General features: G+C 40.3%; 11 protein-coding genes. All 11 read right to left on the bottom strand.

Annotated features, from left to right (window positions below):
* Positions 1–200: 200 nt before the first annotated feature.
* Complete coding sequence (locus tag DWX33_RS21680; RefSeq protein WP_117984103.1) at positions 201–1,421, bottom strand: glycosyltransferase family 4 protein; 1,221 nt, start codon at positions 1,419–1,421, stop codon at positions 201–203.
* 2 nt (positions 1,422–1,423) lie between these two features.
* Entirely contained in the window at positions 1,424–2,758 is a 1,335-nt protein-coding gene (locus tag DWX33_RS21675; protein ID WP_005868855.1) for a glycosyltransferase, read from the bottom strand.
* On the bottom strand, positions 2,755–4,287 hold the full coding sequence (locus DWX33_RS21670; RefSeq protein ID WP_005868853.1) for a lipopolysaccharide biosynthesis protein: 1,533 nt from the start codon (positions 4,285–4,287) through the stop codon (positions 2,755–2,757). Before DWX33_RS21670 ends, DWX33_RS21675 begins: the two co-directional genes overlap by 4 nt.
* 564 nt (positions 4,288–4,851) lie before the next feature.
* On the bottom strand, positions 4,852–5,295 hold the full coding sequence (locus DWX33_RS21660; protein WP_005868848.1) for an acyltransferase family protein: 444 nt from the start codon (positions 5,293–5,295) through the stop codon (positions 4,852–4,854).
* A complete protein-coding gene (locus DWX33_RS21655) occupies positions 5,282–6,550 on the bottom strand; it encodes a nucleotide sugar dehydrogenase (RefSeq protein ID WP_005868845.1) in 1,269 nt (422 codons plus the stop codon). The genes DWX33_RS21660 and DWX33_RS21655 overlap by 14 nt, the downstream gene beginning before the upstream one ends.
* Before the next feature lie 22 nt (positions 6,551–6,572).
* Positions 6,573–7,550: an SDR family oxidoreductase gene (locus DWX33_RS21650; protein WP_005868843.1), complete on the bottom strand. Its 978-nt coding sequence runs from the start codon at positions 7,548–7,550 to the stop codon at positions 6,573–6,575.
* 238 nt (positions 7,551–7,788) lie between these two features.
* Positions 7,789–8,505 carry a tyrosine-protein phosphatase gene (locus DWX33_RS21640; protein WP_005868841.1) on the bottom strand — a complete coding sequence of 239 codons (717 nt, stop codon included), beginning with the start codon at positions 8,503–8,505 and terminating at the stop codon, positions 7,789–7,791.
* An 87-nt stretch (positions 8,506–8,592) separates the two neighbouring features.
* Entirely contained in the window at positions 8,593–10,983 is a 2,391-nt protein-coding gene (locus DWX33_RS21635) for a polysaccharide biosynthesis tyrosine autokinase (protein WP_008782414.1), read from the bottom strand.
* A gap of 16 nt (positions 10,984–10,999) precedes the next feature.
* A complete protein-coding gene (locus DWX33_RS21630; RefSeq protein ID WP_005868837.1) occupies positions 11,000–11,791 on the bottom strand; it encodes a polysaccharide biosynthesis/export family protein in 792 nt (263 codons plus the stop codon).
* Positions 11,792–11,803: 12 nt separating this feature from the next.
* Positions 11,804–12,925 carry an MraY family glycosyltransferase gene (locus tag DWX33_RS21625; RefSeq protein ID WP_005868835.1) on the bottom strand — a complete coding sequence of 374 codons (1,122 nt, stop codon included), beginning with the start codon at positions 12,923–12,925 and terminating at the stop codon, positions 11,804–11,806.
* Positions 12,926–12,999: 74 nt separating this feature from the next.
* Positions 13,000–13,578, bottom strand: a complete 579-nt coding sequence (locus tag DWX33_RS21620; protein WP_005868833.1) for a UpxY family transcription antiterminator — start codon at positions 13,576–13,578, stop codon at positions 13,000–13,002.
* Positions 13,579–14,013: the final 435 nt, after the last annotated feature.

Here is a 14,013-nt window from a genome sequence, read left to right as displayed (position 1 = left end):
ACGCAAGAAGGACGCTGAAGAGCTTAGTTGCGGATTTGAGGTTAAGAAATTAATCACTTCGTTTAGGAATTATACTCTATCAGAAATTTCACTATAATGAAGCATTTCTATATTTTACGTAGTTGTACTGAAATGTTTGACTTTCTTCAAGATGGCAATACAAAAAAAGCCTTAACTCCCCTTCGTATGAATATGTGATTTTATAAATAAAAAGTCCGTTTAAATTTTCTAATAAAGCAGTTGAGGTAGGATTCTTCTACATGATGTTTGGAGCTATCTCTTATAACTCGATTGTAAAATTCGATGTTTTGTGCCACTATCTCGTTGGTGTTGAATCTAGCAGTTGCATTTAGATAAGCCCTGTCGGCTTGTTCACACCTATAAATGGGATTCGAGATTAGCCGTTGCAAAGCCTCTGCAAATTCATCGATACGTTTCACCCTGCATTTGCAAACACAGTTACTGTCTCCTATAATCTCTTGAAAACAATCGATATCGGAACAAACAATTGCCTTCCGCAGTAACATTGCCTCCAGTAAGACCAAACCGAAAGTTTCTGCATGGCTTGGAAATATGCAAATATCGGCACTGTTAGCGTATGACATAGTCTTGTCATAAGGTAAGCGACCTAAATACGATACACAACCGATCGATTGCTTTGAAAAGAGAGATTTGCATTTTTCCCATGTCGAAGAACCATTCACTACTGCATCCTGTCCGATGAGAATGAGTTTGACATTGTCGTTTTGCTCGCATATCCTGTTGAAAATAAGAGGCAAATCAAGTACCCCCTTTTTCTCAACAATTGTCCCCCAATAAAGTATCGTTATTGTATTTTTGTTCATGTCACTAGATGAAAGAGGGGGCATGTTTATATCCACAGGATTATATATTACACATTTTCTCTTATTCGAAGACAGACTGAATAATTTATCCGTCAGGTCGAGAGCCTGTCGGCTAACTCCTATATAGGCATCAGAATTACGCAAAGCATTATATTCCATAAGCCGTACGTTCCATGGAGTTTTGTTTCCAGACAAATGATCGAAATACACATTTGAACCATGTAATCTTGTAACTACTGGTACAGATAAACTACAAAAAGCCAAAGGTCCCTCCCAGTCGATAGATTCAACGAGGTCGATGCCAATCTTTGCCACTAATAGATTTAACTTTTTATTTAGATACCTTCTATTGATAAAAGAAGAAAATGGAGACTTATGAGGCTGGTTTATAGGTATCACAGATATACCATCGTCCCACACAGTTTCTGTAAACTTATTGCCCCAATACACAACTGATACCTTCACACCAGTCTCACTCTTAACGATAAGATGAGACAAATGTTTGATAAAAATTCCGATTCCGCCACATTTCATACCCAATATCGGATATTCTGTAGTTAAAAACGCTATATGCATCTCTATTGTATTTTTTGGAAAATATCAATGAAAGATTTTGTTTGTTGCGATGCCAAGTAACGGCGGCAATATTCTTTGTTTGCCGTCATTGGAAATTTTTCGCTAAATACTTGTTTGATGACAGTAACACCTTGCTGAGGAGTATCTATAAAAATACCTATGCCTGCTTTTATCAATTCGGTTCGTGCTTCGCTAGTCATGGGCACCATTGCTAATACAGGCACTTGTAATGCGATATAATCGACCATTTTTGCGAAATTAGTCCACCATAAAGCCGTGTGTCCGGGAATAAGTACTGCTGCTTTTGCATTAACTATCAATTCATACAATTTACGCTGCGGTACATGATTGATATATTCCACGTTGTTACAGATTCCCAAATCATTGACAAATTCTTCCGTTTGTTTTTGATTGATATTCTTATTACCCACAATTTTAAGGGTGCAACCCTTGCCTTTTAATTCCTTAGAATTGACAGCTTCGGCAAATATTTTCAAGAAATTATCTTTATATTCATGGAGGTATTCACCCACGAATATTATATAATTCTCTTTTTCTCTATTTTGAAAAGAAGGCAAATAATCATCATCTACTCCAGTTGGAATAAAATATGATTTATTTGAGTATCGTCCCTCATATAAATCATTAAATATATTCAGGTATGCTCCCGACAGACCAGTAATAGCATCAGCGTATTTAAAAGTATCTTGTTCAATTTTCTTTTGCTTGGCAAAAACAGGAAAATAATCAGAATACATTCGCTTAGCGTATGTGGTAGGATCCCTGAAATCAGCAACCCATTTTACTCCGGTTAGATGTTTAAGTCGCATACCGATTCTATTTGAGGTAAAAGGCAGGCAAGTGGTATATATGATAGATATATCATGTTCTTTAATTATTTTTCGTCCCATCCTCACGGCACTTCTTTCCCAGAATCTAAAGCGGTCGGGAACTTGAATCCATCGGTCTAGTATATATTTATAAAACTTACCGAATAAAGATTGCTTGTTAGAGGTGACTGTATCCGTGCTTTTTGACTGTGCACCAATAGTTTTTGCTTTGGCTGTAATGGCTTTGAGTGAAGTATCTTCTCCTCCAAGCAACATTCTAAGGCCGCGCAATGTCGGTTCTATATAATTGGCTTGATAAATAGGCACGTCTTGGACTTCGTCCAACAAATCAGGATCTTCTAAATATAGATAATTACGATTAACCGTCAGTACTATCGGATTCCAACCTGTACGTTTAAGATATTTTACAAGTTTAAATGCCCTAAATACCGCAGCATGAGTCTGTGGCGGAAAAAAAGGAGTAATTATAAGTATGTTTTTATTCATCGTTTTAATTTGTTTAAAATCAATGCTTTTACTTTTTTCTTATTTTCTTTGTCTAATAGCACATAATAGGACAGAACAACCAATATTATTGAAGAACTAAGAGCCACGATAATCACTCTTGTAAAGGACTCAACCAAGATATGTTGTATGAGTAGGATTGCGGTAAAAGAAGGAATACTTATGAAAAGATTCACTACCATCGTTGTGAAGAAAAAACGTATCGGTTTGAAATCTTCAACATAATGATGGAGTGTATATGAGCAAACGATATAAATCAATAATGTGCTCACTATAGGCAATCCAAAAGCCCAAGTCAAGCCGATACCTTTACTAAACAATAACCAAAGTATCGGAATGACTGATAATGATACTGTCCCCGCCATAAATGAATAAAATTTCAAACGTCCGACAGCTTGTATTCCAATATATATAATATTATTATTCAATGATATGAAGCTTGAGACTATCAATAAAATACAGAATTCAATTGTATATGGAGGAACTTCCACGAGCCATAAATTCATTACATAATGTATTTCAGAGATAAAAGGAATAGCAACCAACAGATATAACACATTTGCCAAACAAGTAGTTTGCTTTAGTAATTGTATCATGGCATTGAAATCGGTCAATGCGTATTGCTTTATAATTTGCGGCCTCGAAGCCATTACCAAATTGGTTGATACTTGTTCAATCATCAGTTGCACAGTTGTTGCCAATCCGGCTGCGGCATTAACAGCTGTACTGCCAAATATATTAAGCAACATATTTGTTCCCTGTTGACGAGTAGTAAAGCAAATATTGGAATAAAGATTCCATCCTGAAAAGCTAAACAGAGAACGGCCGATAACCTTATTCCATTCCCAATTAATCCGGCATTCGTCATAATGCCTAATGCAATAAATGCGATATGTCATTGCAATCAAGAATGAAGATAAGAGCATAAGTCCTCCATATAAAATGAGCTTATCACATACTGTAATAAGTAGAAGTGTAGCGATCAGCAACTTCAACAGTGATCCAACAATTTCCACAATAGCATACACGTCCATTTTTTCGTGCGAAATAAGAGTCGCATTGTATGGAACTTGAGTGATGCTGACCATTGAGGAAATTATTGAAAATTGATACACCCAAACAGCTGCACTCATTCTCTCATCTGGAATGTTCAATTTTTCGAATAACAGCCAAAGTCCGACCGTTTCAGCCAAAAACAAGACTATAATTGCAATTCCTATATGTAATATAAAGGCTGTATTGAATGTTTGTTGGAGTTGTCGAGGGTCATTTTTGGCAAGTTCGACTGTAAGAAAGCGTGAAGTCGCTCCACTCATCGTTACATTCAAAAAGCTAAATAGGACAACAATACCGCCGACAAGTCCATAAATGCCATAATCATCTACACCAAGTGCATTTAACACGATCCGTGATGTATATAGTGATACAATCATGGACAGCAACATACGTGCATAAAGTGCCACTGTATTCTTGAATATTTTTTTATTATTTACGGACGATGTCTTATTCATAGCAAGCTTATGATCTTCCTAATACAGACGGAATGTATCTTTTTATTAAGGTTGTCGCAAAATAGCATATTGCAACAATGAGTGCAAATTCCAATATGGTCCAACTGTAGTTTACAAGATGTAACTTATTGCGCACGATCCAGAATGTATCTACAAATAATATATGTAGCCCCAATAATGCCAAACTGTTAATTCCACACCAAATCAATATTTTATCCAATGGAATAAGTTTCAGCTTTCTCGAATTAAAATATGAATTGATAAACCAATAAAAATTCATAATAAAAACCATTGAAAGCAACAATAGATGCAATGGAAAATTGTTTGATTTTAAGTCAACGTAAGAGGGAAATAGAACGATGAAAACAATGGCGATAATAAGCAAGAATAATGAGTATATCGGTGAAACCTTCATGCCGTACCATTTGTTCCGCATGAAGCAAAAACCAAGATGGTAATAAATCAAGGTAGACATTGTTGTGTCAATAAAATATGGCAAATCAATGTTATTAGCATTTAACCAATATCCTACTCCATATAATAATATACATAATGCGCTGATTGTTAATGCTTTATTGTAGGGGTGATTTTATGTATCAATAAATAAACGAATGAAACCTCGAACAAACAAATTAAAAACCAAATTACATGAAATAAAATAAAAGAGTTTTCATCACCGAGAAAACCATCAAACATACTCGTTACAGGGAGCGAGATCGCTTTTGCCCAATTATGAGTTTCGTTAAGTTTCAAAACGAACAAATATGCGAACAACAAAAAGGCAAAAAAGGCCCAAGGAATCAGTAATTGTCTGGTCTTTTTTGCAAAAAACTCTCTCAAACTGATTGGACGAAAGAAACAGCCTGACACAAAAAAGAAAAGGGGCATGTGAAAACTGTAAATAACGGTTTTCAACATGTAAGGGATTTGTATATGACCAAGGATGACCAATAAAATTCCTCCCCCTTTCAATATGTCAAAGGAGACAATCCGATTAGAGTCTACCATCTACAACGTTTTTTTCAAAGATAGCTTTAACATCGAATATGACGTGTTGAGCATTTAGTAACGTTTTTACATCAAAGCCTATAAACTGTTCGTGTGCTACAGCTATAATTGCCGCATCGAATTTCTTATCCAAAGGATGTTGGTTCGTTACCGAGATTCCATATTCTCGCATAACTATATCAGGATTGGCCCAAGGATCATATACGGTGATATGTACGTTATACTCTCGCAAAGCATTGTAAATATCTATAACCTTTGTGTTCCGCACATCAGGACAGTTTTCTTTAAAAGTAAACCCTAATATGAGGATATGAGAGTTGAGCACCTGTATTCCTTTCTTCAGCATCAATTTCGCAACTTGGTTGGCCACATATTCCCCCATACCGTCGTTCATTCGGCGACCGGCTAAGATTATCTCAGGATTATAACCGTGACGTTGTGCACATTGAGCCAAATAATACGGATCAACTCCAATGCAATGGCCTCCAACCAGCCCAGGCTTAAATGGCAGGAAATTCCATTTGGTAGAAGCTGCTTCCAGTACATCCTGTGTATCAATGCCCATTTTAGTAAATATCTTGGATAGCTCATTCACAAATGCGATATTGATATCACGCTGTGAGTTTTCTATTACTTTGGCTGCTTCCGCTACTTTCATCGTAGGAGCGAGATGTGTACCGGCGGTAATTACAGAAGCATATACCTCATTTACTTTCTTACCTATTTCAGGCGTAGAACCGGAAGTAACCTTTTTGATTTTTTCTACTGTATGAAGTTTATCTCCCGGATTTATACGTTCAGGGCTATAGCCAGCAAAGAAATCTTCATTAAATTTCAATCCGGACACTTTTTCCACAACCGGGATACATTCGTCTTCTGTAACACCTGGATAAACAGTAGATTCATACACCACAATATCCCCTTTGGAGATTACCTTACCAACAGTTGTGCTGGCACCGTAAAGCGGAGTCAAATCCGGATTGTTGTTTTTGTCTACCGGAGTGGGAACGGCAACTACATAAAAATTGTAATCACGGATTTCCTCTATATTGGCAGTACACTTAAAACCATTGGCAAGGGCAGATTGGAGTAGTTCATCTGACACTTCGAGTGTCGCATCATGACCTGCCATCAAAGCAGTCACACGAGCTTGGTTCATGTCAAAACCTATCGTTTTATACTTTGTCGAGAAAAGACGAGCCAAAGGGAGCCCTACGTAACCAAGACCAATTACGCAAATTTTAGTTTCATTCATAATTTCATCTGTTATTATTACTTTAAATATTCTTCCAATACCATTTGACAGCCTCTTTCAAACCGTCACGCATACTGTATTGAGGATTGTAACCTAAAAGGGATTTTGCTTTATCAATACATGCCAAGGAATGGGGAATATCCCCCAAGCGGTTGGGACCATGAATTATTTTCACGTTGGCAATTTCGGGGTCAAATTCACTCAAAAATTCTTTCAAGTAACCGACCAACTGGTTTAATGTGGTGCGTTCTCCGAAAGCAGTATTGTATACTTGGTTGGTTGCATTCGGATTTGTCGTGGTCATAGCCAGCATGTTCATTTGAATCACATTGTCTATATAAGTAAAATCGCGGCTATATTCACCATCTCCGTTAATGACAGGACTCTCATGAGCCATGAATTTCTTAACGAACAAAGGAATCACCGCAGCATATGCCCCGAATGGATCTTGACGACGACCGAAAACATTGAAATATCGTAAGCCGATACATTCCATTCCATAGGTTTTGGCAAACACATCGGCGTAAAGCTCGTTTACATACTTTGTTATGGCATAAGGCGAAAGCGGTTTACCAATCACATCTTCTACTTTGGGAAGAGACTGACTGTCTCCATATGTAGAAGAACTTGCTGCATATATAAAACGCTTTACATTGGCATCGCGAGCGGCTGTCAGCATATTTAAGAATCCCGATATATTAGTTTCATTTGTAGTTATAGGATCTTTGATAGAACGTGGAACTGAGCCTAATGCTCCTTCATGCATAACGTAATCTACATTTTCTACAGCTTTCTTACAATCGTTCAGATTCCGTATATCTCCTACGATAAGTTTAAACTTATTCGGATATCGTTGTAGAAATGGAAAAATGTTTTCAGGTTTACCTGTGGAAAAATTATCCAAACAGATTACATCATAGTCGTGAGCCAATAAATACTCACATAAATTGGAGCCGATGAATCCCGCTCCACCAGTAACTAAAACTTTTGTTAATGACATATGGATTGTTGTTTTATGTTGAAGTTGCAAGCCTATTGCTTGATAGGGGTGTAATGATTTATTTTAAGACTGGTTTGGATAAAAGAGAGATTGTGTGTATCTGCTCCAAGTCGATTGTTACAATTTCCATTGAATTCCAGCCTGTTGGATTTTTTTGTATGTATTTTATGCAAATCCACCTAGAGAGAAAAAGTTAAACAGAATCTACAGGTCTTAATAACCGATAATTATAATCTATTTAAACTATAACAGTCTGACTATCAATTAAACAGTTTTGTATATTTTTTGTAATACTCGTACAAATGAACTTTTGAAATATATTGTAATTGTGAATGTCCGTTCCTATATGAGTAATAGCCTTTTCTTTTAATAGCAGCATGGCTTTTTTCTTAATCCGGTTGCCATACATACCCGCTATTGACGGAAGATTGAACTGAAACTTCACTCCCATGTCTTTTAATTGTTGATAATCCGACTCACCCATATAAACATACCGTTCCGGATGGGCAAGAATGGGATAATAGCCTTTAGCCTTGATGCGGAGCAGAATGTTGTTCAATCCCATCGGAGGGTTAAAGTAGGAGGTTTCCACCAGTAGATGGTCACCGCTTTCACCCAAGGGCAGCAGATCGTTCTTTTCCAACCGTTCCTCGAAGAGGTTGTCAAGCATGTTCTCTGAGGCCAGATGCAGTTTTATCGGACCGCTATAGGTGGCTTGAAGTTCAGCGTAACGCTCCCGGAGGTGCAGTGTGGTGTTGGGCATATCTTCCATGATATGCGGTGTAAGCCATACGGATTTTATGCCCAACTCTTCATACAGGCGCAGTATTTCCAATGCTTCTTCCATCGTCTGCACACCGTCGTCCACACCCGGCAGAATGTGCGAGTGACAGTCGGTAAAATTCTTGAATATACCGCTATCTTTCAGCGATATACGTTTCCTGAATGGCCACACAATGATACGAGTATTTTTATATAAAACATTTTATTTTTTTTAATTAATAATCATCCATTTATCCCCACCCTGTTTTCCGTCGGAACCTTAGTGGTATCCTGAGCCGTAACCGTAGTGATAACCATATCGATAGCCATAACGGTATCCATAGCGACCGCCACTTCCCTCGGTCCCGTTCAAGATCAGGGACATGTTCTTGTATTTTTTCTCCTCGTAGATTTTCTCCAATTCAGCAAGCATACTCCGTTCAAGTAATCCTGCACGAACTACGAAAACGGTACGGTCGGCCAGTTTCTCAATAATTTGCGTGTCGGCCACCAGTTCAACGGGCGGACAGTCGATCAGCACATAGTCATATTGCTCCCTTACAGTATCGATTGTCTGCTTTAACCGCTCGTCGAACAATAATTCCGTTGGGTTAGGAGGAATCGTTCCCACGGGTAGTATATCCATAGATTTATGTTTCGGATCGGGTACGATGATCTCATCCAGATTATCGATACGACCTCCCAGATAGTCGCTCAATCCCTTGTCAGGAGAGTCGATATAGGATGATGCAGAGGCGTGGCGCAGGTCTCCGTCGATTACCAGCACTTTTTTTCCTTTGATGGCAAGGCTCACGGCGATGTTCATGGTCAGAAACGATTTGCCGCTGCCCGGATTGAATGAGGTCATGATGATGACATTCGAAGTCTTGTCCTTGCCGGTCATAAATTCCAGGTTGGTACGCAATACGCGGAATGCCTCGTTGATGATGTCACGGTTGCCCTCCTTGACGATAACGGCCTTGACTTCCTGCGGTTTCTTTCCTAATATCCCTTTTTTCTTTCTTGTGAACAGCGGAATTTCACCGATGAACGGTATAGTCAGGTTTTCCAGGTCTTTCCTTCCCCGTACACGGGTATTCATATTCTCGCGCATGAAGATAATGACTATCGGAATGAGCAGCCCCAGAGCGAATGCGACCATAAAGATATTTTTATGCACAGGGGATGTCGGCAACATGCTGCCGTGTGGCGGGGTAACAATGCGGGTATTATAAGCCGTGAACGCCTGTGAGAGTTCGTTCTCTTCACGCTTTTGCAACAGGAATAGGTAAAGAGCTTCCTTTACCTTCTGTTGGCGCTCCACCGAAAGCAGGTACTTGGCCTGTGTTGGGTTGGCCGCTATACGTGATGTCGTCTGTTGCTCCGTCTGCCGCAAACTTTTTATCTGCGAATTCAAGGTCACTATCTGATTGTCGATAGATCTGATTATCGCCCCACGCATGGATGCCAGAGCCTGATCCATATCCACGACCAGCGGATTTTCCGTGCTGCTGTTCGCAACCAGACTGTTGCGCTGCAACAGTTGCTTGTTGTATTCGGCAATCTGCGATTCAATATTGGCGCTTTCAATGCCGGAGTTGGCCGGAAGCAGTTGGGTACGGTTGGCATCGTTGGCTAAATAGTTCCGGATGTAACGGGTCATATAAAGCTGGTTGTTCAGGGACAGGATCTGCGCGTTGGCCGCACTGCTTTGAGCCATATACATACTCGATGCCGCCTGCACGTCGGGCAACAGATGTTCTGACTTGTAAGAGGAGATATCCTCGTCCACATTTCCCAGTTCCCGTTCGATTACGCCCAGACGCTCGTTGATGAACATTGAGGTGCTGACAGCGATCTGGTTTTTGTCCTTCACCCAATTCTCGTTATAAACGGAAATCAACATGCTCAATACATCTTCTGCCCGCTGTGTGGAGTTATCCTTGAATGACAAGTCTATGACTGACGCTTTCTCGCTGTTCAATGAAACGGACAGATTGGACGAGCAGGAGTTGACGGCGTTATACAGACTGGATTTGCCTACATATAATGTATATGCCTCGCCTTTCACGTAATTGGGTGTTGTATGGATAATGATTTTTCCCAATGGCGTAGTGATGGAGTCGAGCAAGCTTCCCTTTACGTCCTTTTCTTCAAGATCTGTCCCGTTACGTATAAAGTCGGATAGGTATAACGTACCGTCCGGCTGTATTTCCAACGTAAAACCGGCTGATTCATTCTCAGGCAAGTCATTTATCGTTACATCCACCGGTAATGTCAGTCCATAGGCTACCTGACGGTGGAATTTTCCCCGAACGAAGTAATTCATATCCAGACGCAACCGTTTAACCACTTCGGTCATTAAAGACGGTGATCGAAAGGTGATGAGTTCGTTATTCACATTTGTACCGGATTGAAACAGCCCGAACTCCGAGAAGGATTCCAAATCCGAGGAGACCGACTTGCCTTTGGAATCCTCTTTGATCAATACCGAAGCGGTACGTGTATATACGGCAGGAGTGCGTAACAGATAGGCAGTAGCGGCACCGATCGTTACCGCTAAAGACAAGACGAACCACTTCCATCTTGCGAGGCACAGGTATAACAGGTCCTGTATTCGCAGGAAATCATCCTGCTGCCCCGGTTTTATATTCTTTTGATTTACGGTCATCATATCTGATTCTATATTATTTTACAATCAACACGGTAATGGTCGTCAGCAACGAGGCCAATGACATCCAGAAAGAGGCTGAGCGGACGTTATTGCCGTTGACGGTCGCCTGCCGTGCTTTCATTGAGTTGGGTTCCACATAAACGATATCGTTCTGCTGCAAATAATACACAGGAGAGGCATAAAGGTCATATCCCGAATTCAGGTTGACCTGATACAGGGTTTTTTTCCCGTTTTCCTCCCGTTGTACCAGCACGTTTTCCCGTTTCCCATAGACGGTAAGGTCCCCGGCCATGCTTAAGGCCTCCAAAAGTGTCAGCTTGTCCTTTTCGATATTGAAACGTCCGGGGGTGGCAACCTCGCCCAACACTGAAACGGTCAGGTTCATAAACTCCACTGTAACAACGGGGTCTTTCACGAGATTCTTTGAAACCAATTCCTCTTTTATATACGAGGCGATCTCCGCGCGTGTCATTCCTGCCACATGGATATGTCCCAGCACAGGAAAATCAATATCCCCATCCTTATTTATTGTATATCCTGATATTCCCTGACTATTGGATGTACCTGATGTCGTACCAATCTGTCGGGATATGATCGGAAGGTTGAAAAGGTTCATTAATAAGGGGTCTTTGCTGTTGACCTGTATGGAAATCTTGTCTTCTGGACGTATCCGGATTTCCAGCGGGTTCAAGACTTGCTCTGCGGTACCCCGTTTCAGGTCCGTGAAATAAGCGACTTTCGGTGTGGCACATGATCCCAATAGAAAGGCCACGGTTAATAAGGATAAAATGTATCTGATTTTCATATTTATTGATTTTTATTTGTTGGTTTTCTGTTCCGATTGAAGTTGTGCGATAGATTTTGTCAGCCTGATGTTGGCGAGAGTCCATATCAATATATCACCCAAAACGATCCAGTTCACATTGAGATAAAGGGACAGAAGAATATTGAGCAGTATGAATATAGTTGACACGGAAACAATGATGATCATGGTATTGCGCTGCTTTATTCCGAGAGCAAGCAGCTTATGGTGGATATGGTTCTTGTCCGGCAGGAACGGGTTCTTTCCGTTGCGTACCCGATGCAGGTAAACCCTGACCACGTCACAGCATGGAACCAGCAAGGGTGAGAAGGCCAGCACCATCGGATGTACATTTCCTGTATTATCGTCTAGTCCGCACATGGTCAGTTTGAGACTGAGGAAACAGAGCATCATGCCGATGGTCAAACTGCCTGTGTCGCCCATGAAGATCTTCCTTCCGTGTTTGGCGTTCCCGAAAACATTGTAATAGAAGAATGGTACCAACACTCCCAATGTGGCAAACGCCAGCATGGCATAAACATACTGATGGAGCATAAAGAAAGTCAGTCCATAAAATAGGCAGGCGATACTGCATAGCCCGGAAGCCAGCCCGTCAATGCCGTCAATCAGGTTGATGGCATTGATGATGAAGACCACGATCAGGATGGTCAGGGGATATCCTAACCATAACGGCACCGCATGGATGCCCAGAACACCGTATAGGTTGTTGATATATACCCCACCGGCAATAAGCATCACGCCGCACAGAATCTGGATGACAAACTTGGCACGATAACGGATACCGATCAGGTCATCGGCCATGCCAACCAGATATAGTACCATGATGGAGCAGAAAGCAAAAGCCAAAGAGCACACGTCGTTCCCGATTTCGGACAATATCTCCGAATGTCCCAGCACCATATTGATTCCTAGCAACAGGGCTATGGTGAAAAACACTACCGGCTTGAATGCGATACCACCCAATCGGGGCACCGCACAATGATGTACCTTCCGCTCATCGGGAAAGTCGAACAATTTCTTACGGAAAGCGATTAGCAGAATCTGGGGAATGACGATACCCGCACAGAGAACACAAAGCAAAAATGCCAGTGAACAATTTACAATCCAAAAATACATATATTCAAATATTATTTTATTTGTGTAAGGCCACGAGGAAGGGGAACTTCATCATCTCCTTTTTGTGTCATCTCTCAAAATTTGTCACAATCGGAATCATTGATGACTTCAATCAAATCGGGATGAACTTCTACCGATATACCCATAATCCCTTCAAGCATCACAACCACCCGGCGGCGACGTTTTCCTTTCACCCGCATGAATACGCCCTTTACTCCATTGAACTTGCCACCGTAAATACATATGTGGGTACCTTTCCGTATGTCAATCTCTTCCGGTTTATAATAAATAGTGTTTTCTTCATACTGCGAGGCAATCTTGATAAAGCTCTCCATTTGCTTATCCGGCACCACGATATATTTCAGTCCCGTGCTTTTCTCCCACATCATGAATTGTAAGAAATTATATTTTTTTTTGAAATCCGTGATCTGTTTTCGGGAAGCATGCACGAAGACGAGATTCGGGATGACTGGTACAAGCCTTTTGGATTTCACTCCGTGATAGACCCTTACGGCATAGTGTTTCGGTATGAAATACTCTAGACCATCCTTGCCTTTGAGCATCTCTTCCGCCTTTTTCTCGTTTTTATAAGCGCTCATGGCGAACCATTGGATTCTAGTTAGATCTTCCCTTGTGGTTATGGGAGTACTCATTCGTCGTGTGTTTTTTAGTTATTACGGCAGGTCAAGATATACCCATAGTTCATCCCAACTTATGTATTGGTCTGTATTATAGTAATTTATGTCTTTTTTGGCTGTCATATCAACCATTCATGCCGTCTTTTATCTTGCCGCATTCCTATTTTTCTCCATAAGAGAAATAGAGGACATAAATATTTAACATATATAATTGATTTACAGGGATTATTCGCTGTAAATACAATCTAGTTTACTCAACATTTGTTATGTAACCACGACATTTAACGAGGTGGCTATTAAGGTTTTTCTTTGTTTTATGCTATTATGTTCAATAATTTATGTATTTTTGCATATTCAAAACATTTCTCTTATGGAGAAAACCGTCATTTATTCAATCTTTTTCAAGCAACCTTAATTCCGCAACACTATTATAAAATATTTTTTTTAAGT

It is taken from the genome of Parabacteroides sp. AF19-14, assembly GCF_003635485.1.
Lineage (GTDB): Bacteria > Bacteroidota > Bacteroidia > Bacteroidales > Tannerellaceae > Parabacteroides > Parabacteroides distasonis.
Note: the sequence above shows the minus strand (reverse complement) of the source record. Positions and strands in the feature narration are given on the sequence as shown.

Excerpts from the sequence above, each read along its gene's own strand:
- DWX33_RS21680 (WP_117984103.1), bottom strand. The coding sequence starts at position 1,421 with ATGCATATAGCGTTTTTAACTACAGAATATCCGATATTGGGTATGAAA.
- DWX33_RS21675 (WP_005868855.1), bottom strand. The coding sequence starts at position 2,758 with ATGAATAAAAACATACTTATAATTACTCCTTTTTTTCCGCCACAGACT.
- DWX33_RS21670 (WP_005868853.1), bottom strand. The coding sequence starts at position 4,287 with ATGAATAAGACATCGTCCGTAAATAATAAAAAAATATTCAAGAATACA.
- DWX33_RS21660 (WP_005868848.1), bottom strand. The coding sequence starts at position 5,295 with ATGGTAGACTCTAATCGGATTGTCTCCTTTGACATATTGAAAGGGGGA.
- DWX33_RS21655 (WP_005868845.1), bottom strand. The coding sequence starts at position 6,550 with ATGAATGAAACTAAAATTTGCGTAATTGGTCTTGGTTACGTAGGGCTC.
- DWX33_RS21650 (WP_005868843.1), bottom strand. The coding sequence starts at position 7,550 with ATGTCATTAACAAAAGTTTTAGTTACTGGTGGAGCGGGATTCATCGGC.
- DWX33_RS21635 (WP_008782414.1), bottom strand. The coding sequence starts at position 10,983 with ATGACCGTAAATCAAAAGAATATAAAACCGGGGCAGCAGGATGATTTC.
- DWX33_RS21630 (WP_005868837.1), bottom strand. The coding sequence starts at position 11,791 with ATGAAAATCAGATACATTTTATCCTTATTAACCGTGGCCTTTCTATTG.
- DWX33_RS21625 (WP_005868835.1), bottom strand. The coding sequence starts at position 12,925 with ATGTATTTTTGGATTGTAAATTGTTCACTGGCATTTTTGCTTTGTGTT.
- DWX33_RS21620 (WP_005868833.1), bottom strand. The coding sequence starts at position 13,578 with ATGAGTACTCCCATAACCACAAGGGAAGATCTAACTAGAATCCAATGG.